The organism is Salipiger sp. PrR003 (assembly GCF_010500785.1).
Taxonomy (GTDB): domain Bacteria; phylum Pseudomonadota; class Alphaproteobacteria; order Rhodobacterales; family Rhodobacteraceae; genus Salipiger; species Salipiger pacificus_A.
In genome coordinates, this window is record NZ_JAAGOV010000030.1 from 72,258 (window position 1) to 96,805 (window position 24,548).

23 protein-coding genes are annotated in these 24,548 nt (G+C 61.2%); 17 read left to right on the top strand and 6 right to left on the bottom strand.

The genetic code is table 11. The features are described from left to right. Positions 1–40: 40 nt before the first annotated feature. Together G0D83_RS06930 and G0D83_RS06935 are read left to right on the top strand one after the other, a co-directional pair. On the top strand, positions 41–979 hold the full coding sequence (locus tag G0D83_RS06930; RefSeq protein WP_164191022.1) for an amino acid ABC transporter permease: 939 nt from the start codon (positions 41–43) through the stop codon (positions 977–979). Continuing rightward, positions 976–1,749 (top strand): amino acid ABC transporter ATP-binding protein, encoded by a 774-nt coding sequence (locus tag G0D83_RS06935; protein ID WP_092430309.1) that lies wholly within the window; start codon positions 976–978, stop codon positions 1,747–1,749. Before G0D83_RS06930 ends, G0D83_RS06935 begins: the two co-directional genes overlap by 4 nt. A 63-nt stretch (positions 1,750–1,812) precedes the next feature. Here G0D83_RS06935 and G0D83_RS06940 read toward each other — a convergent pair whose 3' ends face one another. The 4 genes from G0D83_RS06940 to G0D83_RS06955 form a co-directional block, all read right to left on the bottom strand. Next, complete coding sequence (locus G0D83_RS06940) at positions 1,813–3,087, bottom strand: TRAP transporter large permease (RefSeq protein ID WP_164191026.1); 1,275 nt, start codon at positions 3,085–3,087, stop codon at positions 1,813–1,815. A gap of 6 nt (positions 3,088–3,093) precedes the next feature. Beyond that, positions 3,094–3,576 (bottom strand): TRAP transporter small permease, encoded by a 483-nt coding sequence (locus G0D83_RS06945; RefSeq protein ID WP_164191029.1) that lies wholly within the window; start codon positions 3,574–3,576, stop codon positions 3,094–3,096. Positions 3,577–3,672: 96 nt separating this feature from the next. Beyond that, positions 3,673–4,650 carry a TRAP transporter substrate-binding protein DctP gene (gene dctP, locus G0D83_RS06950; protein ID WP_164191033.1) on the bottom strand — a complete coding sequence of 326 codons (978 nt, stop codon included), beginning with the start codon at positions 4,648–4,650 and terminating at the stop codon, positions 3,673–3,675. 66 nt (positions 4,651–4,716) lie between these two features. After that, a complete protein-coding gene (locus G0D83_RS06955; RefSeq protein WP_092430317.1) occupies positions 4,717–5,610 on the bottom strand; it encodes a PfkB family carbohydrate kinase in 894 nt (297 codons plus the stop codon). Positions 5,611–5,746: 136 nt separating this feature from the next. On the opposite strand from G0D83_RS06955, the gene G0D83_RS06960 reads away from it, so the two are divergent. From G0D83_RS06960 to G0D83_RS06970, 3 genes are read left to right on the top strand one after another with little or no spacing between them, the layout of a single operon-like run. After that, complete coding sequence (locus G0D83_RS06960) at positions 5,747–6,763, top strand: SIS domain-containing protein (protein ID WP_164191036.1); 1,017 nt, start codon at positions 5,747–5,749, stop codon at positions 6,761–6,763. A gap of 32 nt (positions 6,764–6,795) precedes the next feature. Continuing rightward, positions 6,796–7,488 (top strand): GntR family transcriptional regulator, encoded by a 693-nt coding sequence (locus tag G0D83_RS06965; protein WP_164191039.1) that lies wholly within the window; start codon positions 6,796–6,798, stop codon positions 7,486–7,488. Between the two features lie 15 nt (positions 7,489–7,503). Next, on the top strand, positions 7,504–8,445 hold the full coding sequence (locus G0D83_RS06970) for an ornithine cyclodeaminase family protein (protein WP_164191043.1): 942 nt from the start codon (positions 7,504–7,506) through the stop codon (positions 8,443–8,445). 73 nt (positions 8,446–8,518) lie between these two features. Here G0D83_RS06970 and G0D83_RS06975 read toward each other — a convergent pair whose 3' ends face one another. Further along, positions 8,519–9,604 carry a LacI family DNA-binding transcriptional regulator gene (locus tag G0D83_RS06975; protein ID WP_203595568.1) on the bottom strand — a complete coding sequence of 362 codons (1,086 nt, stop codon included), beginning with the start codon at positions 9,602–9,604 and terminating at the stop codon, positions 8,519–8,521. Positions 9,605–9,772: 168 nt separating this feature from the next. On the opposite strand from G0D83_RS06975, the gene G0D83_RS06980 reads away from it, so the two are divergent. From G0D83_RS06980 to G0D83_RS06995, 4 genes are all read left to right on the top strand, one after another. After that, positions 9,773–10,591, top strand: coding sequence for an ABC transporter substrate-binding protein (locus G0D83_RS06980; RefSeq protein ID WP_164191046.1), 819 nt, complete (start codon positions 9,773–9,775; stop codon positions 10,589–10,591). A gap of 90 nt (positions 10,592–10,681) precedes the next feature. Next, the gene (locus tag G0D83_RS32645) at positions 10,682–12,193 is read left to right on the top strand and encodes an amino acid ABC transporter permease/ATP-binding protein (protein ID WP_164191050.1); all 1,512 of its coding nucleotides are present in this window, start codon (positions 10,682–10,684) and stop codon (positions 12,191–12,193) included. Positions 12,194–12,217: 24 nt separating this feature from the next. Further along, positions 12,218–13,249, top strand: coding sequence for a Gfo/Idh/MocA family protein (locus tag G0D83_RS06990; RefSeq protein ID WP_164191052.1), 1,032 nt, complete (start codon positions 12,218–12,220; stop codon positions 13,247–13,249). 1 nt (position 13,250) lies between these two features. Next, the gene (locus G0D83_RS06995) at positions 13,251–14,381 is read left to right on the top strand and encodes an FAD-binding oxidoreductase (protein ID WP_164191056.1); all 1,131 of its coding nucleotides are present in this window, start codon (positions 13,251–13,253) and stop codon (positions 14,379–14,381) included. A 34-nt stretch (positions 14,382–14,415) separates the two neighbouring features. Here G0D83_RS06995 and G0D83_RS07000 read toward each other — a convergent pair whose 3' ends face one another. Next, positions 14,416–15,429: a LacI family DNA-binding transcriptional regulator gene (locus G0D83_RS07000; RefSeq protein ID WP_164191060.1), complete on the bottom strand. Its 1,014-nt coding sequence runs from the start codon at positions 15,427–15,429 to the stop codon at positions 14,416–14,418. A gap of 422 nt (positions 15,430–15,851) precedes the next feature. On the opposite strand from G0D83_RS07000, the gene G0D83_RS07005 reads away from it, so the two are divergent. Genes G0D83_RS07005 through G0D83_RS07040 form a run of 8 tightly spaced genes read left to right on the top strand, consistent with a single transcriptional unit; the run spans position 15,852 to position 24,368 of the window. Beyond that, the gene (locus G0D83_RS07005) at positions 15,852–16,865 is read left to right on the top strand and encodes an SIS domain-containing protein (protein ID WP_164191062.1); all 1,014 of its coding nucleotides are present in this window, start codon (positions 15,852–15,854) and stop codon (positions 16,863–16,865) included. Positions 16,866–16,899: 34 nt separating this feature from the next. Continuing rightward, positions 16,900–18,225 carry an ABC transporter substrate-binding protein gene (locus tag G0D83_RS07010; protein ID WP_164191066.1) on the top strand — a complete coding sequence of 442 codons (1,326 nt, stop codon included), beginning with the start codon at positions 16,900–16,902 and terminating at the stop codon, positions 18,223–18,225. Positions 18,226–18,235: 10 nt separating this feature from the next. After that, positions 18,236–19,201, top strand: coding sequence for a carbohydrate ABC transporter permease (locus G0D83_RS07015; protein ID WP_164191070.1), 966 nt, complete (start codon positions 18,236–18,238; stop codon positions 19,199–19,201). Then, the gene (locus G0D83_RS07020) at positions 19,198–20,058 is read left to right on the top strand and encodes a carbohydrate ABC transporter permease (protein WP_164191073.1); all 861 of its coding nucleotides are present in this window, start codon (positions 19,198–19,200) and stop codon (positions 20,056–20,058) included. Before G0D83_RS07015 ends, G0D83_RS07020 begins: the two co-directional genes overlap by 4 nt. 20 nt (positions 20,059–20,078) lie before the next feature. Continuing rightward, positions 20,079–20,933 (top strand): TIM barrel protein, encoded by an 855-nt coding sequence (locus G0D83_RS07025; protein ID WP_164191076.1) that lies wholly within the window; start codon positions 20,079–20,081, stop codon positions 20,931–20,933. Continuing rightward, a complete protein-coding gene (locus tag G0D83_RS07030; protein WP_164191079.1) occupies positions 20,930–21,814 on the top strand; it encodes a PfkB family carbohydrate kinase in 885 nt (294 codons plus the stop codon). Before G0D83_RS07025 ends, G0D83_RS07030 begins: the two co-directional genes overlap by 4 nt. Continuing rightward, positions 21,811–23,265, top strand: a complete 1,455-nt coding sequence (locus G0D83_RS07035) for an FAD-binding oxidoreductase (RefSeq protein WP_164191096.1) — start codon at positions 21,811–21,813, stop codon at positions 23,263–23,265. The genes G0D83_RS07030 and G0D83_RS07035 overlap by 4 nt, the downstream gene beginning before the upstream one ends. Beyond that, positions 23,253–24,368, top strand: coding sequence for an ABC transporter ATP-binding protein (locus tag G0D83_RS07040; protein WP_164191099.1), 1,116 nt, complete (start codon positions 23,253–23,255; stop codon positions 24,366–24,368). Before G0D83_RS07035 ends, G0D83_RS07040 begins: the two co-directional genes overlap by 13 nt. The last annotated feature ends 180 nt before the right edge of the window (positions 24,369–24,548 follow it).

A 24,548-nucleotide genomic window follows, 5' to 3' on the forward strand; every position in this document is an offset into this window, starting at 1 on the left:
TCCGCCGCGCCGCAGCCAGGCGCCAAGCCAGGAAAGCGTCATGCCTGAAACCAAAACGAAACCCACGCCGAGCCGAGATATTCATGCGGCTACTCCCGTTCCAGTCCGCCACATGGGCCAGTGGTTGGCCGGGGCAGTCTTGCTGGTCGTCGCCTTGCTCTTCCTCGAAGTGCTGGTGAACAACCCGAACATGCAATGGACCGTCGTGTTCGAATACCTCTTTTCTGCCGATATCCTGAAGGGGCTGGGTATCACCCTCATGCTCACCATATTGGCGATGCTGCTGGGTCTGTTTCTCGGCGTCATCCTGGCCGTCATGCGGCTCAGTTCCTCGCGGGTCTTCCAGTCGGTCGCATGGGGCTGGATCTGGTTCTTCCGTGGGGTACCGCCGCTCGTTCAACTAATCTTCTGGTACAATATGGCGCTGCTGATCCCACGGATCACCATCTCTGTACCCTTCGGCCCGACGCTGGTGAACTGGGACGTCAACGACCTCATCACCCCTTTTAGCGCGGCTATAATGGGACTGGCCTTTACTGAGAGCGCATATGCAGCCGAAATGCTGCGCGCAGGCATTCGCGCCGTGAGCGGCGGTCAGACAGAGGCGTGCGCCACGCTCGGTATGACCCGCTGGCAATCGCTGCGCCGGATCGTTTTGCCGCAGGCGCTGCGCATCGTGATACCGCCGATTGGGAACGACACCATCTCTATGCTCAAGTTTTCCAGTCTCGTGAGTATCCTGGCCCTGCCCGACTTGCTGTATTCGGCGCAGATGATCTATGCCCGAACCTACCAGACGATCCCCCTGCTGATCGTCGCCACGATCTGGTACCTGGTTCTGACCACCGCATTCACCTTAATCGAGCACGCCGTTGAGGCACACTTCGATGTGACGCGCAGCCGTCCCAGCCTTTCCCGGGCTTTGGTAAGCAATCTCAAGGCGCCTTTCGCGCTGCGCCGAAAGGAGGATCTCGCATGACTACGCCGCTTCTCAAGGTCGAACGGCTTCGCAAGAGCTTTGGCAACCACGAGGTGCTTTCGGGCATCGACATGGAGGTGCATCGGGGGGATGTAACCTGCATTGTCGGCCCCTCCGGTTCGGGCAAATCGACCTTGCTGCGCTGTCTCAACCACCTGGAAAAGCCAAGTTCGGGCGCCGTCTTCCTCAAGGGAGAGCCTATCGGACTGAAATGGAGGGGTGAGCGACTCTTTGAGATGAGTTTCAACGAACTTGCCAAGCAGCGGCAGAAAATGGGCATGGTGTTTCAGGGTTTCCATCTCTTTCCGCATCTGACAGCGCTCCAGAACGTGAGCGAGGCGCCGATGATCGTTTCTGGCGTGCCGCGTGCAAGGGCCGAGTCTGAGGCCATGGAACTTCTGGCCAAGGTGGGGCTTGGCGACCGTGCTGGGCATTATCCCCACCAATTGTCGGGCGGACAGCAGCAGCGCTGTGCTATCGCCCGAGCCCTTGCCATGAAGCCCGAGCTCGTGCTCTTCGACGAGCCAACATCCGCTCTCGACCCAGAACTGATCGGAGAAGTGCTGTCCGTAATGCGCGATCTCGCGCGAGAAGGCACGACGATGGTCGTCGTGACGCATGAGATGAGCTTCGCCCGGGACGTTGCGGAGCATCTCATTTTCATGGATGGCGGTGTGATTGTCGAAGAGGGCAACCCCCGAGAGGTTTTGGCCCACCCACGCGAGGAACGCACCCGCGCATTCCTCTCTCGAGTGCTCGAAACCGCCTGAGGTGAGGCGTCCACTGCAAAAAATGGCCCCGAGCGATACGACGCCGGGGCCATTTCCAATGCTTCAGTACAGCAGATTTGGCAGCACGGTCACGAGCGGAGGCACAAAGGTCAGCAATAAAAGTACCGCCACCAGCGCCGCGAGGAATGGCAAGGCTTCACGGGTGAACTCCTCGATCGAGCATTTAGTGATCGAGCAAACGGTAAACAGCACCGTCCCCACCGGCGGCGTGATCGACCCAATGGTGGTGTTGAAAACCAGCACAATTCCGAAGTGTACCGGATCAATCCCGAGGGTACGGGTCACTTCCAACAAGACAGGCACCAGGATAATCATCAGCGCCAGGCCTTCGAGCAACGTGCCCAGCACCAGCAACAGCAGATTTATAACTAGCAACACGACCCACTTGTTGTCAGAAACTCCTAGAAGAACGGCAATCAGTTTCTGCGGCGCTTGCTCCAATGCGAGGATCATCGAGAAGACGGCAGCAGCTGCTATTATGAACAGTACGTTGGCAGTGGTGCGCGCGGATTCCCGGAGTAGGTCGTAGGTTTCGCTCCAATGAAAGCCGCGATAGATCACCAACCCCACGACGAAGGCATAGAGCGCCGCGATCGCGCCCAGTTCGGTGGGAGTGAACCAGCCGCCACGAAGTCCCACGAGCAGGAGGACTGGCATGGCCAACGCCCATCCCGCGCTTTTGGCGCGGGCCGCGATTTCCGGCCCAGGCAGGCGGGTGGCGCGTTCGGGCGCGTAGCCGCGGCGCTTTGACACAATCCGAACCGTTACGAGAAGCGCAGCGGTTATGAGCATTGCCGGAATCACGCCGGCGGTGAAGAGTTTTCCAATCGAGGTATCGGTCAACAAGCCATAGATGATCAGGCCGATCGATGGCGGCATGATCGGGGCAATTGCCCCCGAGGCAGCACTCACCACGGACGCGAACCCGTTCGAATATCCGCGTTCGCGCATGATCGGCGCAATCGTTCGGGCATCGATGGCGGCATCGGCGTTGGAGGAGCCGGACATCGCGCCAAGGAACAGTGAATTCATCACCGCTACCTGCGCCAGCCCCCCCCACCAGTGGCCTACCAGGCCATCGGCGAGATGGTAGAGCCGCCGCGCGATACCCCCGCGAGCCATGGCGGCACCGGCAACGATGAAGAAGGGCACAGCCAGCAAAGGAAAGCTCTCGAGCGCCGAGCCCATTCTCTGGGCCACGATTGATGCCATAAGGGGGTTCAGGATGAAGTAGATGGTGGAGGCGCCAAGGATCACGAAGGCGATCGGTACGCCCACCGCGAGTAGGAGCAGGAAGGTCAGGGCAGCAGTCATCATGGGAATTCAGTCCAAGGGTGTCGGGCGATGGGTCGTGAGCAGCCGCCACAGGCGCTGGCTTTCGACCAGCATTAGTGCGCCCATGGCCCCAACCAATCCGGCGGAGACGATCCACTTCGGCCAACCGAGAGATACGAAGCGGGTGAAGCGTGAGCCCTGCACCTGCGAGATGCCAGAGCGGGCGATCTCGAAGGCGATGACAATTACCGCAACGTGGACCAGCACCTGCACCCAGTAGCGCACAATGGTGGGGAGTCGGTCGCTGAAGAACCGGATACCGAACAGTTCGCCCTGCCGCGCCGTATCGACCATTCCAAACCAGACGACTCCGGCGAGCGCGACGATGGCAAGGTCATGGGCGACGTGGATCGATGTAGACAGGAATAACCGCGCGAACACGTCAGCGCTGACGATCAACAGGACGATCCCGAGCAATGTCGCCGGCACAGCTGCACCTAGAAGGGTCAGGAAACCCGATAATATGCGCATGAGCATTTCCCAAATAGAGGCTACAGGAAACGTCGTGCAGCCAATGGAAGGGGACGACCGGGGCGAATGTCCAACCCAGGTCGTCCGAAACATGGTTCATTTGCCAGTCGCGGCAGCGCGGATGGCGTCATAAGTCCCAGCGGGCCAGTTCTCCCAAAAGCTCGCGGTCGCCTCCCGATAGGCCGGCAGGTTCGCCTCGTGGAAGGTAACGCCCGCGGCCTCGAACTCAGCTTTAATCCTGGCTTCCTTCTCGATCGATTGCTGCGTTAGTTCCTCTCCCCCTTTGCGGAACTCCTCCATGAGGATGCTACGGTCCGCTTCGGGCAAGGACTGCATGACCGCTTCGCTGGTGACCCAACCCAGAAAGAGATTGAAGTGTCCGGTAAGTGTGATCTTCTTCGCTGGCTCATACCATTTCGACGCCTGCAGACCCGTGATCGGTGCCTCTGCTGCGGTGACAACGCCTTGCTGCAATGCCGAATAGGTCTCGGCGGCCTCGACCGTTGTGGCCACTACTCCCAACGGCTCAAAGGTGTTCAGCCAGGTCTCGACCGGAGGGACCCGCATTTTCACGCCTTCGAGAGCCGCCGGTTCCGGATAGGGCGCTGTACCGATCATATGGCGTGCGCCGTCGAACCAGTTCAGCGCCAGGACGCGCACACCGGCCTTTTCCGCTAGGGTATCATAGTAGCCCTGCATAAGCGGCGAAAAGGCAAGCCTCTGGCCCTCTTCGGCGCCCGAAATCGCGAACGGGCCCTCGACCGTGGCGAGTTCCGGCACCCCGAACTGGCTCATGAAGCTGGCGGAGGTGAAGGTGATGATTGGCAAGCCCTGGCTCGCTTGCTCAAGGGAATCCGTCGTTGTGCCCAGCTGTGCCGACGGGAAGACCTGAAAGGCGATACGACCTTCGGTGCGCTCAGTGATACGGGCGGCCACTTCCTCGGCGATCTGCACCGACAGTGCGGTCGGCGGGTTGACCGACGCGATGCGCAGAGTGATTTCGGCCGCTTGAGCGGATAGCGTGGCACCGAAAAGGGCCGCAGCGGCAACTCCGGCTTTTGTGATGTAAGACATGGTTCTCTCTCCCGTTGGATTATACGCCCCACGTTTCGGGGGTCGCTTGGTTGAAGTTTTCGAAACTCACGCTCGCGCGGCTTCCTGAGCTTCCTCGACCAGGTAAATCTCAGAAAGTGGTTTCGCGAGGGACTGGTCGACCTCAAGCGGCGCTGGATGGCCAAAGCCACCGCGCTGGCCGCAAGTTTCTGCGGACATCCTCGCGGCTGATGTGAGAACAGTACCAGGTTCTTCTTCCCGCAAGAGGCCGAGCAGCGTGCGTGCGATGAACGTATCTCCTGCTCCAAGTGTATCAGTCAGGGTCGCAGAGGCCGCAGGAGTTGCAAAGGTTCCGTCCGGTCCGGCCAGCAGCGCGCCATCACCGCCGCGCGTCACCAAGACCCAAGTAGCCCCTGCGGCGCGCGCGTTCTGGAGCAGCGCCTCGGCGCCGTCCTTAGTCAGGTCACCTCCGGAAAAGCTTGCCAAGAAGCAGTGCGGCGCAATCCTGGCAATGCGGCCGGGATCTCGGATCACGGCAAAGTCGAAGGAAAGCTTCGCGCGCGCGGAAAAGCCTTCTAGAAACCTGTCTGCGTGGCTGGAACGTCCAGTATGAACGGCATCAGCGGCGGCGATCATTTTTAGATCCGCTGGCTCCGGAGAAATCATTGAGACTCCGAGATCCGCGCCCAGGAACTCCCGATCGCCGTTACTATTTCCGATTACACAAAAGGCCGTGCTACCGGGAAGTGTTCTCAAGCCGGAGATGTCGACGCCCTCGGCGGCCAGGCTGTTTCGGATGTGCCGCCCGGCAGCGTCGTCCGCAACCGCTCCGACATAGCTCGCACGTCCACCCGAACGGCGGACGAAGACACTCAGGTTGAGGGTGTTGCCACCCGGATACATCTCTCCTCGGTCGGCGTAGCAATCCACCACGTTGTCTCCGAAGGCCACGACCCAAGGTCGCTTGTTGCACTTGTTCATTTCGCCAGTCCTGCAATTTTGTGAGAACCTTCTCATTTACACTCTCATCCTGTCAACTGTCATTCAAGGCATTGACGGTTCCAATGTCAGATAGTATGACGTTATATGACGTATTACTATCATATGGAGCTAGAAAATGCCGCTCACCCCAATTGACCCCCGCCTCGATCCAGGTGCTTCCGCCGCGCTTGCCGCCGTGGCCGAGCGCGAAATCGATCAGGTCTTTTTCGTCGCCTGCGGCGGCTCTCTCTCGATCATGCATCCCGCGAAGTTCATGCTCGACCAACACTCAGCCGCGCTGCCGAGCGATGTCCTAAATGCCGCTGAATTCGTTGCCCGCGCCCCGAAGCGGTTGACGAAGAAATCGCTGGTGGTCCTGTGCTCTATGACTGGCACGACCAAAGAGACCGTTGCGGCGACAAAATTTGCCCAGTCCGCAGGTGCGCTGACGCTCGTCCTGACTACCGATCCCGCGTCTCCACTTGCCGAGGCAGGAGATCACGCCATTGGGTTCGAGGCCCCCTACACCACCGGTGTGCCGATCGATGCGAAGAACAGCAACTATGCTCGAATCTACCAGCTTGTGCTTGGCTTGGCGAAAATCTTCGACGGTTCCGACAAACTAGGCGCGCTAATGGACTCGCTGGAAGCCCTGCAGCCGGCAATTGACCGGGCGCATACCCACTTCGCCCCCCTCTTCGCCGACTACGCACCTCGACTCGCAAAGAAGGACGTCATCTATACCATGGCCTCGGGCGCGGACTATGGCGCGGCTTACTCCTTTGCGATTTGCGTGTTGATGGAAATGCAGTGGATCAATTCGCACGCAATACATGCCAACGAGTTCTTCCATGGCCCGTTTGAGGTTCTGGACGAAAATGCCAGCTTTGTGTTGTTCAAGGGCCTCGACAGCACGCGCCCACTCACCGAGCGCGCGGAAACTTTCCTCCACCGCTTCGGTGCGACGGAAAACATCTTGGTGCTCGACGCGGCTGAACTCGATCTCTCCGGCATCGACGCCGGTTTGGCAGGCAACCTCGTGCCCCTGATCTTCTTCGACACGTTGTGGCGTTTCGCGTACAAGATTGCAGACCTTCGCGACCAGGAAATGCTGGAAGCGCGGCGCTACATGAAAAAGCTTCACGATTACTGATCGGAACCGGTCGAGCGAGACACACCAACCATATGAACAAGATTGCCCCCCTCTATGCTCGCGTGAAACAGGACTTGAAGAACAGGGTCACCTCAGGCGCGCTGGCAGAGGGGGACTTCCTCCCCTCGGAGCCGGAACTGTGTGCTGAGTTCGGCGTCAGCCGGATCACTCTGCGCCGCGCGGTCAAGGAGCTATGCGAAGAAGGCTATCTTCTTCGCCAGCAGGGCCGCGGCACGGTGGTCTCCCGGCGCCCCATCGCTCAGCAGCTTGTGACGCTCACCGGGTTTTCGGAAGCATTCAAGGCGGAGGGCGCGGTCACGCACCAAGTCCTCGACGTCAAGGAAGTGCGCGACGACAAGGCTTCCGTGCTGCGAGACGCGCCGTTGCTTCGCATCAACCGCCTTATCTGCGTCGACGGACGCCCCCTCACTCTCGAGAGCCTGTTCATCGACTCCGAGGCGCTGCCGCGGGTCGTCGGTCCCGTCAGCCAAGGCGCCTCCTTCTTCGAAACCTTGCGGGATACCGGTGGGCCACAGCCCCTCGCCGCCGAACGGACGCTGGCAGTCGGTTTCGCCACGCCCGCCGAGCGCCGTCATCTAGGCGTCGGGCCCACCGATCCGGTCTGGCGCATCGACAAAACCGTGCTTGCCGCCGGTGACGAGCCCATAGCTTTTTCCCGCCTCGTTACCCCTACCCACCTAATAACCTATTCGCTGCGCACCTGACGCGGAGGAGCCACGATGCAACTCGTCACCGCCGAAGAGGTCCATCGCCTCTTGGACTACCCCTATCTGATCGACGCCCTGCGCCGGGCACATCTCGGACCGCCGCCCTTCGGAGCCAATATCGTTGCGGACGATCCGGCAGGCACTGGCAACCAGTTCGTCAGCCTGCTCGGCTGGAACGGCCACGGGGCGATCGCAGCCAAACTGGTTGGCGTCTTTCCCGGAAACCTGAAACTCGACCCGCCACAGGCCAGCGTCCAGGGCCTCGTCGCCGTCTTCGATCCAGACACTGGAACCCCGAAGCTGGTGACAGACGGGGAGGCGATGACATTCCGAAAGACCGCTGCCGACAGCGGCCTAGGCGCCCTTTTTCTGGCGCGTGAGGATGCTGAAATCCTTCTTGTCGTCGGTGCAGGGGGCCTCGCGCCGCACGTCATTGCGGCCCATTGCGCGGCACGGCCCTCCATCTCCCGCGTCCTCGTCTGGAACCGGACGCCAGCGCGCGCCCGGGCACTGCAAGCCACGCTTGCCGGCAGGGGAGTCTCCGTGGAGGTCGTCTCCGACCTCGATGCCGCTGTTGCATGCGCCGATGTCATCTCCTGCGTGACCATGTCCCGTGCGCCACTGGTCAAGGGCGCGCTGCTGAAGCCCGGCGTGCATCTCGACTTGGTCGGGGCCTATCGCCCGGAGATGCGTGAATGCGACGACACCTGCATGACGCGAGGCACACTCTTCGTGGATACGCGCGGCGGAATGGAGAGTGCGGGCGATCTCTGCCAACCCATCGCTGCCGGTGTGATCGGCTGGGATGCCATTCGGGCGGACCATTTCGAACTCGCGCAAGGCACGCACCCCGGTCGAACCAGCGATACGGAGATCACAGTCTGCAAGAACGTTGGCGGCGGACACCTCGACCTCTTCTCAGCAGAGGCACTGATGGCGCGGCTCGACACTTGAGCCTCTGAACCAGCGCTGCAACCCGACTGGCTTTTGCAGCGGTGCGGCGCCCCGCACCCACCTTTGTAAGAAGTCAGTCGGACCTTGCCGCTCCAATCGAGCCACGTTCTAGGAGAGGCGTCGGTATAACAAACACTTGGGGCGGTGACGCATCGCCCTTTAGCCGAGCGATCAACCGCTCGGCCGCCTCCTGTCCGAACCGATAGGTCGGCTGATCCACCACGCAGATCCGCGGCGAGGTCACCCGCGTCCAGTCGGCATCGAACCAGGAAACCAGGGACATTTCCTGCGGCAACTTGAGACCCCGGTCTGACAGTTCGCGGAAGATCCGCGCTCCGATGAGACTGTCCGAGGCCAGAATCGCTGTAATTGGCGGGGATCGCTCAAGGATGCTTGTTACGACCAAGCTCGTTTCATCGTCCCCAGTCGCTCCGACGAAAACAAGATTGGCGGGTTTCTCCACGCCCGCCTCACGCATGTGCGTCAGAAAGCCCGTGATCCGCTCCCGGACCGCCGAGATGCCGATGTCTTCGAGCTTGCCGAGCTTTCCGTCAGTTGTCTCCATGGCGGTAACATAGGCGATCTGCCGATGTCCGACCTCGTGCAGCCGCCGCAGCACGCGTCCGACGCTCTCACGGTCGTCGCCGCAAATCGCATCAGCTTCCAACTCCGGAACATGGCGGTCAAGTGTGACCACCGGCGTGCCCGCTGCCAGAGCTGCTTTCAGATGATCCAGGTAACGCGCGTCCGTCGGTGCGACGATGAGCCCAGCGACTCGCTGACGCAGCAGGACCGAGACCATTTCAATCTCTTCCGAAAGCCGTTCGCTCGAGTTGCTGATGATCAGGTTCAGGTCAGCGGCGCGCAGCATATCGCTGATGCCCCGGACTGCTTGGCTGAAGAAGGCGTTCTCGATGTCGCCGACGATCACGCCGACCAGGCCGCTGCGCCCGGTGCTCATCGATCGCGCCAGGTCGTTCGGCTGGTAGCCAAGCGTTTCCGCGGCCTCCAACACCGCCTTGCGCGCGGTCTCGCTTGCGATGCCATAGCCCCCGAGGACCCGGGCCGCTGTGGCCTTTGATACTTTGGCTGCCCGGGCGACGTCCGCGACGGTCAGTGAACTCTTTTTTCCGCTCATTCCTGCCACTTCGATTTTCACGGCTCGAAATCCTTATCAAGCCTGTTGACGCGAATCAAAACATACATGAACCATGCAACTACTGATACCGGTCTCATTGGAAGTGACACCGGTATCACCTCAAAATGAGGTCGATTGGGCGGTGCTTGGGTGCCGAGAGGATCGACCCGTCAACAGCGGAGACACGACATGTCCAACGGCCTTCTTGACCGGGTGAAAGCCCCCCTGACCGGCTTGCTGGTTGCACTTGCCGCCGCCGGCGCCGTCCAGGCGCAGGACAACCCTTACAACCTGCTCGACGCCGACACGGTCAGCGTCGGATCGCTCGGCGATGCCAAGCCCTATGCCTTCACAACTGCAGCCGGCGAATTCACCGGCTTCGACGTGGAGTTCCTGCGCAACGTGCTCGGGCGGCTCGGCTTCGAGGAGGACCAGATCCTCTTTACCGGGCAGGAGTTCGCGGCCCTGCTGCCGTCGGTCTCCAACGGCCGTTTCGACATCGCAGCCGCCGCCATCGGCATCACCGAACAACGCGAAGAGGTCGTCGATTTTTCGGACGGCTACCTGGCCGGCTACCTCTCGGTCCTCTCCGGCGAGGAGGCGATCACCGATGACCCCGCCAGCCTCGCGGGCAAGCGGCTCGGCGTCGTGCAGGGCACGCTGCAGGAGATGTACGCCAAGAAGACCTTCACCGACACCGACATCGTCCAGTTCCCCGACAACAACACCGGTGTCGCGGCGCTGAACAACGGCACGATCGACGCGCATTTCCTCGATTACGAGGCCGCCAAGACCTACGGCGAGCGCTACGACCTCGACATCAAGGTCAACATCCCCTCCTTCGATGCGCCCGCCGGCTTCGCGGTGAAACCGGGCAATGACGCGCTGCGCAACGCGCTGAACGAAGCGTTGCACGCGGCGATGGAAGACGGCACCTGGCGCGACCTCTACGAGAAGTGGTTCCCCGGCTCGCCGATGCCCAAGCAGTATCTGCCGAGCGGCAGCTGATCCCGCCCGACCTTCCGGCTGCCGGCCAGGCCGGCAGCCCAATTCCCAAGACGTCGGGCGGCGCCCTGCCCCGCCCCCTGGAGACCCCTCATGTGGTTGGAAAACCTCCAACGGACGTTCCTCGACTGGGACGCCATGGCCGAGATCTTGCCGATCATGCTGTCGACCGGCCTGAAGAACACGCTGATCCTCGCGGCTGCCTCGACAATCATCGGCATCATCATCGGTATCATCCTTGCCGTTATGGGCATTTCGCGCGCCGCCTGGCTGCGGGTGCCCGCGCGCATCTACACCGACATCTTTCGCGGCCTGCCGGCCATCGTCACCATCCTGCTCATCGGACAGGGCTTCGCCGGGCTCGGGCGTGAGCTCTTCGGTCCCTCCCCCTACCCTCTCGGCATCCTCGCGCTGAGCCTGATCGCCGGGGCCTACATCGGCGAGATCTTCCGGGCCGGCATCCAGAGCGTGCCGACCGGCCAGATGGAGGCCTGCCGCGCCCTCTCGATGAGCTACAGCCAGGGCATGCGCCTGATCGTCGTGCCGCAGGGCATCCGCCGCGTGCTGCCGGCGCTGGTCAACCAGTTCATCTCGAACGTGAAGGACAGCTCGCTGATCTACTTCCTCGGCCTGCTGGCCTCGGAACGCGAGATCTTCCGCGTCGGCCAGGACGCCGCCGTGGTCACCGGCAACCTCTCGCCGCTGCTTCTGGCGGGGATCTTCTATCTGGTGATCACCGTGCCGCTGACCCACCTGGTCAACCACATCGACCACCGCCTGCGCTCCGGCAAGCGCACAACCGGGGCCCAGCCCAGCAGCGGCCTCGATGAGGTCGACGAGCTTGGCGCGGCGACGCGCAACGCCGAGCAGACCCGCTTCAACGGCGGCAGCCTGTCGATCCGCGACCTGCGGCTCAGCTATGGCCACCTCGAAGTGCTGCGCGGGATCGATCTCGAGATCCCCAAGGGGTCGGTCACCTGCATCGTCGGGCCCTCCGGCTCGGGCAAGTCGACGCTGCTGCGCAGCCTCAACCGGCTCGTCGAGATGAACGGCGGCCAGGTCCTGCTCGACGACACCGACATCCGCGGCATGAAGCCCGAGACCCTGCGCGCCCGCGTCGGCATGGTGTTCCAGCACTTCAACCTGTTCCCCGATCACACGGCGCGCGAGAACATCATGCTCTCGCTCACCCGGATTAAGGGGCTGCCGCACGCCGAGGCCCGCGCCATCGCCGACGCCCGCCTCGCCGAGGTCGGCCTGCAGGGGCGCGGCGATCACCGGCCGTCGAACCTGTCGGGCGGGCAGCAGCAGCGCGTCGCCATCGCCCGGGCCCTGGCGATGGACCCCGAAGTGGTGCTCTTCGACGAGGTCACCAGCGCGCTCGACCCCGAACTTGTGAAGGGCGTGCTCAACCTCATGGCCGATCTCGGGCGGCGCGGCATGACCATGGTCGTGGTCACCCACGAGATGGGCTTCGCGCGGCAGGTCGCTGACCAGATCGTCTTCATGGACGAGGGCAAGATCGTCGAAGCCGGCACGCCCGACGCGCTCTTCGACAACCCGCAGACCGACCGGCTGAAGAAGTTCTTCGCCGAGGTCCTGTGACACGGAAAACCTAAGGAACATCCGATGAAAGACCTATCATGGGGCATCCTCGGCACCGCCGGCATCGCGCGCAAGGCGATGCTGCCCGCGCTGCGGGATGCCGAGGGCTGCCGCCTCGCCGCGATCGCCTCGCGCGATGTCGCCCGGGCTGAGGCCATGGCCGGCGAGTTCGGCATCCCGCGCGCTTACGGCAGCTACGAGGCGCTGCTCGCGGACCCCGAGATCGACGTGATTTACATCCCCCTGCCGAACCACCTGCACGTGCCCCTAACCTTGCAGGCCCTGGCCGCCGGCAAGCACGTGCTGTGCGAGAAACCCCTCGCCCTGAGCCTCGCCGAGGCCCGCGAAATCACCGCAGCGGCGCAAGCCGCGGAGCGCGTGGTGGCCGAGGCCTTCATGACCCGCCGCCACCCGCAATGGATCAAAGCCCGCGAGCTGGTGAGCGCGGGCCGGATCGGCCGGCTCACCGGCGTGCAGGCGCTGTTCAGCTACTGCAACGACGATCCGCAAAACGTGCGCAACCAGAAGGACATCGGCGGTGGCGGGCTCTATGACGTCGGCTGCTACGCAGTCGACACCGCGCGGTTCTTCTTCGGCGCCGAGCCCGAGGCGGTGAGCTGTACCAAGGACCTCGACCCCGCGTTCGGCACCGACCGGCTGACCACCGGGGCGGCGCGTTTTCCGGGTGGCGGCCAGCTGAGCTTCACCGTCTCGACCCAGTCCGCGCTGGTGCAGCAGCTCACGCTGCTCGGCACCGAGGGCTACCTCGTGCTCGACGCGCCCTTCAACTGCCCGGCCGATCACGCCGCGCGGTTGGTGCTGGACAGCGGCGCAGACCTGCTTGGCGGCGGGCGCGAGCAGCTGACCTGCCCGCCCGCCGACCAGTACCGCCTGCAGGCCGAGAGCTTTGCCCGGGCGGTGCATCAGGGCGGGGTCGCCGCCGATGCGGCCACGGACATCCTTGGCAACGCCGCCGCGCTCGAGGCGCTGACACGCGCCGCACAGAGCCACCGCTGGGAAGCCATTACCTCGACAACGGGACAAGCAGGAGACTGACATGCAGTGCCCAAAACCCTCCATCTCCACCGCGCTGATCATCGGCGGCGGCATCTTCGGCGTCTCGACCGCCGCGCAGCTCACCCGCATGGGCGTGCAAGTGACCCTGATCAACGACGGTCCGCTTGGCAACGGGGCCTCCGGGCGCTCTCTGGCCTGGCTCAACACGGCGCGGCGGCGCAGCCTGCCCTACCATCGCCTCCGCCAGGCCGGCATCGAACGTTATCGCGTGCTGGCTGACCGCAATCCCGGTGTCAGCTGGCTCTCCTTCGCCGGCGGACTTACCTGGGACGCCGAAGACAACAGCAACGAGATCGTAGATGTTCACCGCTACGAACGCGAGCTGGGTTACCTTTCCGAGCTACTTTCGGGAGAGGAAGTCAGCGCGCGGATCGAGGGTGTTGATGGCAGCCAAGTGACCAGCGCTGGCGCGATATTCAACGGCAACGAAGGCTGGGTCGACTTGCCGTCGCTGATCGCGCAGCTCGCCTCCGAGATCACTGCCTCGGGCGGGACTATCATCACCGATGCTGGAACGGCGAAGCTGACCGTGGAAGACGGCCGGTGCACCGGCGCGGTCTGCGCCAACGGTCGCAGCTTCCATGCCGATAGAGTGCTGGTTGCGACTGGCCCCGCCGTTCCCGCCATGCTGGCTGGACAGGGCATCACCATCGGTGACGACACGCCTGTGGCGCTGCTCGTTGAAACCCATCCAGTCGCGCATCCGCTCCAGGCCGTGCTCAACACTCCTCGTGTCGCCATCCGCCCAACCCCCGACGGGGCCTTCTTCCTCGATTCCGGCTGGTCCGAAGAAGAGGTGGTCGTGCACGAAGACGGCAGCTACCAAGCGCTGGATTCGACCGTTTCGGAGCTAGTCGACGAAGCCCGCAAGGTTCTCAGCGGCGCGCCGGAACTCAAAGTTAAGGCTGTGCACCTTGGCCCAAAGCCGATACCCGGCGGCGGTGAGCCGGTGTTCGGCGAGCTCGAAAAACTGCCAGGCTGTTTCGTGGCGTTTTCGCACAGCGGCGCGACTCTGGGCCTGCTCGCCGGCGAACTTCTGGCCGAGGAAATGGCACTGGAGCTGCGCCACCCGCTCCTCGACCCCTTCCGTCCCGAGCGCTTCGCGAACTGATCCGCGAGGCTGGCCGGACCTTAGTGGCCGCGATCTAAGTCGCGGCCACAGATCCTCTCACAATCAGTTCTGTCGGAAAAACATGATGCTTTGGCTCGCTCCGGTCTCCAGAAACCCTCTGTAGCATGATCTCAGCTGCGAGGGGCCCGATACGCTCGATCGGTTGGGATACGACGGTAATTTGCGGATCGGTGAAAGTTGCGAGATCAAAATCGTCAAAGCCCACGAGCGAAACGTCGCGCGGAACCCGTAGGCCCATGCTGCGCATCGCAATCATCGCACCGGTGGTCATCAGACTGTCGACGGTGAAGATGGCGGTTGGTGCTGGCGTTTGGCGGAACAGGCGTATCACGGCCTCGACAGCGAGTTTGGTGGTGGAGCCTGAAAGCGCTATCATCCGTTCGTCCACCGCCAGCCCATGCGCCTTCAACGCTGATCGGTAACCTGCAAGACGTTGTTGAACCGTGAAGATCTGCCCCTCATCGCCGAGGAAAGCGATGCGCCTGTGTCCCTTGGAAACGAGCAGATCAACTCCCTTGCGCGCGCCCCCCTCGTTATCCACCACGATACTGTCGCAGGCTACGTTGCCGGAGTAGCGGTCGATTACCACCAGCGGCAAGTTGTCTTTGGCCAGAGACTGGAAATGCACCGTATCGAGAGTCGAGGTCGGTGCCACGATAAGCCCGCGCACGCTAAGGGAACGCAAGCTCTCCACGAGCTCGCGCTCCTGTTCGAGGTCCTCTTCGCTGCTTGCGATGAGAAGGTTGTGACCTTGCTGGCGCAGTCTCTTGTCCAGATCATGTGCAATACGCGCGAAGAAAGGGTTCTGGATATCACCGGGAATGAAACCGACGAGCGGCAAATCACCCCGGCGCAAGGCCTGTGCGATGCGGTTATGGCGATACCCGAGCCTGTCCGCCGCCTCGCGCACCCGCTCGGCGGCGGAGCCGCCGACGTAGCCGTAATTGTTCAGCGCCCGCGCTGCGGTCGCCCTCGACACCTTCGCTTCGGCGGCGACATCCTTGATCGTGACCGGCTTGCGCGACACTCAGTTCACTCCCTTCGACGATTGGGTTCAGTCCTTCTGGCATGTTCCCGACAGCGCTGCCAGTGCGGTTAGCGGAAAGAAGGCCCCCTATGTCGACGGCTCCTGATCCATGGTGCGCAGCACCCTCTCCATTGGAGTCGGGTCTTCCGTATCCCTGACTGGCGCAACGAGAAGCCGCGCCTCTTCTCTATAAATTCAATATTAACAGGATGTTAGAAATTTTTTCATGTTTTTGTTGCGAAGATTCTGAAGCTGTGACAACGTGATTATGAGATCGGTATCACATCACCACAGACGCGTGCCGTTTCTTTTTTGAGATCGATCTCCTTTCAAACTCTTCCAAGGCGGTGCTCGCCAGCGGCTTCGGCATAGCGCCGCATCCGGCCGGGCATCCTGTGCCTAAATTAAGGGACGAAAAAACGATGTTAAATTTCGACAAGGACCGGTTTCTTTCCATTCAGGGCGGCGCGCTCGGGATTGCCGGAGAGATGCGCGCACTGATCCGTGACCTGCTCGCCTCGGGGATTGAGCGGGTATTCTTTATGGGCACCGGAGGCGTGCAATTACTGACACTGCCGGCGATCGAACTTGCCGGACGCTACTCCACCTTCCCTATTGGCGCTCAATACCCCGCTCAGACCGTGATCGCCCCGCCCGCCGGGCTCAACGAAAAAGCCCTTGTCGTGCTCCCCTCACTCTCGGGCACCACCAAGGAAAGCGTCGAACTTCTGGAATTCCTCAAGGGCACGGGCGCCAAGACCCTGTCACTCACCGGGCATGCCGACACTCCGTTGGCTCGGGACGCCGACCACAACTTCACAAATTTCGCTGAAGACGACACCTCCTCGGAGATGTTCTATCTGCAAACCCTGCTTCTGGTTCTGTCGATCCTCGACGCCCGGGGCGAAATCGGAAATTATGACGCGCTGGTTGCCGAACTGCAGCTCCTGCCCGGCTTGCTGTGCGACGCCAAGGAGGCTTTCGAGCCTGAGGCGGCAAAGCTGGCCGAGGCGATCAAGGACGAGCCCTACCACATCTTTACTGGAGCCGGGTCAGCCTGGCCGGAAGCGCACTACTATGGGATGTGCATCCTCGAGGAAATGCAGTGGATCCGCACCCGTCCGGTACACGCTGCAGATTTCTTCCACGGTACGCTCGAACTGGTGGAACCGGGTGTCAGCGTCTTTTTGTTCAAGGGCGAAGATCCCTACCGTCCGCTCGGAGATAGGGTCGAGAAATTCGCACCACGTTATACCGATAAGCTGCGGATTCTGGACACCAAGGCCGTCAGCCTTCCCGGCATCAGCGACACCACCCGATCGATGATCTCGCCGGTGGTGCTTGCAACGCTCCTCGAGCGACTGAGTGCGCATCTCGAGGTGCTCCGCAACCACCCGCTGACTACCCGTCGATACTACAAGCGCGTCGAATACTGATGCGCTGATCCAGAAACCAACAGGGAGATAAAAAATGAAAAAGCTCGCAAAAATAATTACTTCGGCTTTGACCATGACGTCGGCCCTGAGCTTCGCCGCCCCGCAAATGCTCGCGGCGGGCTCAAACCTCGTCACCGCTAATCCAGAGGCCGAAGTCGATTACAATGGCACCCTTTCAATCCTTACCAAGTTCGGTTCGCAACAGCATTCACCCTTCTTTGAGAAAGTTGCCGAACAATACTCTGGGTTGCACCCCTCGGTCTCCTTTGAGCTGATCCAGGAGACCGATGACAGCGTCAAGGGAAAGACCAAGACGCTGGTTGCCACCAACTCAATGCCCGACATCTTTTTCAGTTGGACCGGCACCTGGGGAGGCAATTTCATCCGCGGGAACCGCGCCGTTGACCTCACCCCGGTGGTCGGGTCTGGGACCGAGTGGGGCGCAACCTTCACTCCCGCCGCGCTGAACGCGTTCAGCTACGGCGGCAAGAATTTCGGTGTACCGCTCTATCTTGACGCGAAATTCATGGGGTACAATAAGACTATATTTGCAGATCTCGGCATTGAGCGCCCGACGACCTTCGACGCACTTCTGGACGCCTGCGACACCATCAACGCGGCCGGCATCGTTCCTGTCTCCTTCGGCAACAAGGAGGCCTGGCCCGCAGTGCACTATGCTGGTCAGCTTCTCGTCTACAACGTACCCGTCGACACACTGGAGCAGGATTTCGATCCGAAGATCTCCAAGTTTGATCACCCAGGCTACGTGACCGCCCTCGACCAGTTCAGGGCCTTCATCGAGCATTGCACCAGCGGCGCGCCCAACGGCACCTCCTATGAAGCTGCGGTTCAGGCCTTCAGCGATGAAAAGGCCGCCATGTACTATCAGGAGATCATCGAGTTCGATGGCTCGGCCAATTCCGACACCGAGCTTCAGCCCGAGGAATTTGGCTACTTCGTTCTCCCGGCACCTGAGGATGCGCAGGGAGATCCGCACGCGATCGAAGGTGCGCCCGAAGGTTACATGGTCAGTGCGACCTCTGATCAGATCCCGTTAGCAATCGACTTTCTGAAGTTCCTCACAACGCAGAAGATGGGCAAGGTGCTTTCGGCCAGTCCCTACGGGCAGCCGAGCGCTGTTATCGGCGGTTCGGATCCGCAGGCGATGAACGCCAGCGTCGTGGCCGGCATGGCCGATATCGACGAGGCAAGCTATCTCATGCCTTGGCTCGATACCGTCCACCATCCGCGGGTTGCGGCAACCTGGCTGTCAGGCCTTCAGGCTCTGGTCGGCGGATCGATGAGCTCCGAGGAACTGATAGCCGCGGTGCGCGAGACTTCTGCAGCGGCAAAGAACTAGGCCGCACAAGATGGTTCCAACCGATCCCCATTTCCCCGGTGCCGCCGCTTCAGGCGGCACCACCCACGAGATCCGTCGCTCTACTCTGCTGCGGCGGGTAGTCATCCGCACCCTGTCGCTGCGCTGGGTCGTGCTGGCTGTCCTTATTATCGGTGCCTTTATCTACGTGCCCATCGTCGACAATTTTCGGGTCAGCATGACGAACCGCGACATCTTTACCGGCGAGATCAGTCAGGTAGGACTGAAGAACTACCAACGCTTGCTTGACGACCCGGTGGTCTGGCGAGCTCTGCTCAACAATACGCTCTACGCCGGGCTTTCCATTGTCTTTCAGGTGTTCGGCGCTTTCCTCCTTGCAGCGATGATCGAGGGGTTAAAGAGCCGGCGCGCCCGCAACCTTTGCCGGGCAATCTACTTCGTCCCTTCCGCGATCTCGACCACAGTCACGGGGCTCTTGTTTTACTTCCTTTACCAGCCCGAGGTCGGACTACTCGACGCCGGCCTAAACGCTATGGGTCTCGGGGCACTCTCGAAACCATGGCTAGCGCTCGAGAACACCGCGATCTTTGGGATCATTGCAATGAGTCAGTGGCAGGGCTTCGGATACTCGACGCTTCTGTTCTCCATCGCGATCCAAAAGATCCCGCGCGAGCTCTATGACGCGGCGATCATGGATGGGGCAGGACCGATCAGGCGCCTGTTTTCCATCACCTTCCCGATGTCCCGCGAAATGACCGGTTTAATGGTCATCGTGACGATCACCGGGGCCTTTCAGGTGTTTAACGAAATCATGGTTATGACCGCCGGAGGACCGAACAACAGCAGCCAGGTGCTCGGAACATGGCTCTACCAACAGGCATTTATCCAGAACGAGTTCGGCTACGGAGCAGCAATCGCGGCGGTGATATTCGCGGTCACCATGCTCACCGGCGCCTTGCAGGTCTGGTACACAAGTAAGCGGAGGGTCAAATTATGACCGTTTCTCCTAGTTCGACCCAGACCGATGGCGACCGTTTCTGGAACGCTCTTGGCAAGACGTTCATCTTGTCGTTTCTGGTTTGCCTCGCCATCGTGGTGATCTATCCACTTCTGTGGATGGCGCTCAGTGGCTTCAAGTCCAACGCGCAAATCTTCAACGAACCTTTCGCGTTCCCTCGGTCATGGGGGCTCGAAAACTACGTGGCCGCGTGGAACCAGGGCGTTCAGAGCTTCCTTGTCTCGAGCCTCGTGGTGACATCGGCCTCAGCTGCTTGCACGGTGTTCATCAGCGCATGGACGGCGTACGGGCTGAGTCGCTCTCGCATGCCCGGAAAACCACTGGTCACCGCGATGATACTCGGCGGCATGATGTTGAGCCCGACGGTCGCGCTCATTCCCCTAGTCCGCATGATGCAGTCCCTCGGGCTCTACAACACCCACTGGGCACTGATTCTCCTTTACACCGCGTTCCGTATTCCCTTCACGACCTTCCTGATCAGGGCCTATATGCTAGATCTTCCTTCTGATCTGGACGAGGCCGCGCGCATGGACGGAGCGTCGGAGGGACAAATCTTCTGGCGGATCATCCTGCCACTCTGTGCGCCGATCATCGTTTCCAGCGTTATCCTGCACGTGCTTTTCGCGTGGAACGAATATCTCTTCGCGATGATCTTCACGAGCGCGCAAGACGTGCAAACCCTGCCCGTCGGATTGACCTCGCTCATGGCCAAGCATGGGACGAACTACGCCCAAGTCTTCGCTGCCATGACCATTTCTGCAATGCCGATCGTGCTCCTCTTCTTCGCGATGCAGAAATACTTCATCCGCGGCCTGACCGAAGGCATCGGAAAATGAGCCCTGAAAATAGGACCGAAATGACAACCCTCGCCTCTTCTCAGCTGATCGGAGCGAACTTCACCTTCCAGCACCACACTTTCGATGCCTGTCTAGACGCGATGCACAAGTTTGGCTTCACCCGCATCGAACTATGGGGCATTGCTCCCCACTTGGATGTCTCGCGCGCCACCGGGTCCGACGTGACCCGGCTGAACCGGGTTCTTAGGGCGGCCAAGATCGGCGTGCGCTGCCTGACGCCAGAACAAGTTGCCTATCCGGTCAACATCGCCAGCGGCGACCCGAGCTGGCGAGACGCAAGCATCGCGCATTTCCTTCGCGCTGCCGAGTTCGCGGCCGAACTAGAAGCTGACTATCTGTTTCTCACGCCGGGACGCGGATACGAAAATGCGCCTGCCAAGGACGCCTGGAGCCGCTCGAGCGACGCCCTGGCACGAATTGCAGCCCGCGCATCCGAGCTTGGGCTACGGTGCCTTCTCGAGCCGTTACAACGGGTGGAGTCGAACGTCGCCAATAGTGCGGCCGAACTGGAAGAACTTCTCGGCGAGCTTCCCGGCGACAATTTCGACGTCGTGCTCGATACCGTTGCGATCGCGGTAGCTGGAGACTCCGTCGCGGACTATCTCTCTCGGTTCGGGAATCGCCTTGCCCATGTCCATATCGTCGATGGTACGCCTTCGGGCCATCTCGTATGGGGCGATGGCACGCTACCGCTCGGCAGCGTGATCACTGAATTGACGCAGGCGAAATACGCCGGAACGCTGACCTTCGAAGCTATCGGAGCACCATCCTACGCACTTGATCCGATGGGGGCTTGGCAGCGCAACCTGACTGCGATTACGCCCTTCATGGATCGCACGGAGGACGCTGCATGAGACCTTCCGTAAGCAATTCCCTAAGCGCTCCATTGATCACGGTCGGGGATAACTGTCTCGACGTGTACGTGGACAAGAACCTGATGGCAGTAGGCGGCAATGCACTCAACGTGGCCGTGCAATGGGCCCGAGCAGGGCATCCTGCCCTGTACCTCGGAGCGATCGGAAACGATCCCGAAGGCGACATCATGTTTGAGCAGATCTCCCGCACCGGCCTATCCACCGACGGGATCGAGCGTCGAACAGGCGGCACGGCCGTCACCCTGATCCGTGAGCGTGACGGTGATCGACGTTTCCTCCTAGAAGACCTTGGCGTAGGCGAATGTTACGAGCCCATCCCGGAAAGCTACGCGGCACTTCAGCAGGCTGGGTGGGTTCACTTGGGCACCCATTCGAGCCCGAGACTTGTAAACCGACTGGTTGCCGACGCTATTCCGTTCAGTATCGACATCTCTACGGAGCGTACCGGGTTCTCTCTTGCCGGCGTCAGCATCGTCTTTGCCTCTGGACCTGAGGACAAGGCACAACCAGTGTCTCCGATCCTGGATCGCCTGCACGCCGACGGTGCCGAGACTGTGGTTCTGACCTGTGGCCCACGAGGTGCTTTCTTCTCGAAGGGCGGTCTGAGACGCTCTGCACCCGCCCATCCCGTGCAGGTCGTCGATACCTGCGGCGCAGGCGACAGCTTCATTGCACGCTTCCTTGCCGACTTTGCCGTCGCAGGCCTGGATCCTGAAATTGCAATGGCGGCCGCAACAGAAGCAGCCGCGCTCACCTGTCAGCATGCCGGAGGCTTCCCTCAGCCATTGCGAAAGGTGCCCGGCTGGTTGCCTTCGAAATACAAAGACTTGATTGCGGGCACGAAGGAGACCTCCAGATGACCGCCATTCCTCTGCGCACACCTGTTCTCGCGGCCCCCGGAGACCGGTCCTTCTGGCTTCAGGATATCGGTGCGAAGCCGGTCACAAAGCCACTGGAGGGTGCCCACAGGACGGACATCGCCATCGTCGGAGGTGGATATACCGGCCTCTGGACCGCACTCCGCCTGCGGGCGTTGGCGCCGGAGCGCTCAGTCACCGTTCTAGAAGCGGGCACCTGCGGAAGCGGCGCCTCGGGGCGCAACGGAGGGCAAGTGCATTCGTGGTACGCCGAAATCGACGCATTGACATCAGTAGTCGGGATCGAAGAGGCCCAACGGCTTTGCGCGGCGACAGCCGAAGCCATCGAGGAACTCGCGGAATTGCAGGCGAGCGGTACGATCGACATGGACCTGCGACTGCGCGGATGGCTATGGACGGCAAGCTCGACGGCCCAGGAAGGTGCCTGGGACAGCGCTGTCGAGATGACGGAGAAGTGTGCCACCAACACGTTCCGGCCGCTTAGCGCGGAAGAAATCCTGCAACGGACCGGCTCCCCAGCCTCCTATCTCGGCGTTTCGGAGGAACGCGCCGGCTCGCTTCAACCGGCCAAACTTGCGCTCGGGCTCCGCGATCTTGCGATCTCCCGCGGCGTCAAGATCCATGAAGGCTCGGTAGTAAGAACCATTGTTCCTGGCTCTCCTTGCGAGTTGCAAACCGGGATTGGGACGCTAACGGCGGACACGCTCGTGCTTGCCACTAACGCTTGGCTGTCTTGTATCCCGGAGCTTCACCGCCACATGTTCACGGTGCAGAGCCAGGTTATCGCTACTGAGCCGACAGGACTTTTTCTGGATCGTCTCGGATTGCAGGAAGGTGTCGCCGTCTGCGATTCCCAAAGACAGGTGATTTACTATCAGCGCGATCGAAACGGCCGGCTGATCTTCGGTCATGGCAGCGGACGGATCTGCTACAACGATGCTTTCGGCGCCGAATTCAATCGAAGCAAGGAGGGCGGTCGCGATAACCGGGAAGAACTCAAGAGGCTCTACCCCGACCTTCGGGATACCCGCATCACCCATGACTGGGCGGGACCCATCGATTGCACCCCGGACCACGTGCCTGCGTGTGGCAGTCTTACAGGGCACAGGAACATTATCTTTGGGCTTGGCCTGAACGGGACCGGGATCGCGCAGGCTCCCGTCGTCGCGCGTATTCTGGCCAGTATGGCGTTGGGCCGTAGCGACGAATGGAGCCGGAGCGGGCTTGTCGGCCTAGCACAGCGAAGGACACTGCCACCGGAACCGATCCGCTACATTGGCGCCCGTATTGTACGCGCGGCGGTCAGACGTCGCAATGCCGCGGAAATCCGCAATCGGCAACCCAATCCACTCGTGCGTTACCTGTCGGACCTTGTCCCCGGCCACGAGCAAAAATCCGAACGACACCGGAGTGCCCCAAAATGGCCGAGATGACCATTCGACAGCTCAAGAAATCCTATGGCACATTCGATGTGCTCCACAGCATCGATCTCGATGTTCACACAGGGGAATTCATGGTCTTTGTAGGACCTTCCGGCTGTGGCAAGTCGACACTTCTGCGGTGCATTGCGGGGCTGGAGGACATCAGCGCTGGCGAATTGCGCATAGAAAACCAACTTATGAACGACGTGCCGCCATCCAAGCGCGGCATCGCGAAAGTATTTCAGAGCTACGCGCTCTATCCACACATGACCCTTTTCGACAATATGGCCTTCGGTCTGAAAATCGCGGGCGTTCCCAAGGCTGAGATAAAGACGCGCGTTTCTCGCGCAGCCGAAGTCCTCAAGCTGACACCATATCTTGATCGCTATCCAAGGGCGCTTTCCGGTGGACAGCGCCAACGTGTCGCCATTGGTCGCGCCATCGTGCGCGATCCTCGTGTGTTTCTGTTCGACGAGCCACTGTCGAACCTTGACGCCGCCTTGCGTGTCGCGACCCGGATCGAGATCGCTAAACTGAAAGAGTCGATGCCCGACACAACAATGATCTACGTGACCCATGATCAGGTCGAGGCCATGACCCTGGCGGATCGTATCGTGGTTCTGAAGGATGGACGGATCGAGCAAGTCGGCAGTCCGCAGGACCTTTACCGCAATCCTGCCAACGTATTTGTCGCGCGCTTCATCGGCTCCCCCGCTATGAACATCCTCTCTGGAGAAGTTGCCGACCAGTCCGACGGAACCATTTCGGTCCGCCTCTTCAACGGAGCAAAGGTTGCTATCGAGCGGGGTGAGATGCAGGTCGGGGAAGCGGTTCAGGTGGGCGTCCGCCCTGAGGATCTCACGCTCGCACACGCGCAGGATGCGCTGATTGACGCCACAATCGACCATGTGGAGCATCTGGGCGAGGTGCAGCTTGTCCACAGCAAAATTGGTGAACATTCGGATCTACTCGTGGCCAAGTTGCCAGGTGAGATTCCTTTAATTCGCGGCGCCCAGATCAAGCTCGGCGCAGCATCAACTGTGCTGCACCTCTTCGACTCAGAAGGCCGGCGCATCAATGGCCCCGCTAGCAAAATGCATATCCTGCCGAACTAGGTAAATCGTATGCGCCGTCTCTGTCCCATTGATGCAAGAGTTGACCCTACCATTTTTGCGGTGAGCGTCACGAGCAGGTCAACAGTCCTTGACGCGACCTTTGTGAGCCAGGCCAACGGTGCCTGGGCGGACGTCCAGTCCGCATGATGGCCCGCCCCCTCGATTGGAGGGGGCGGACCC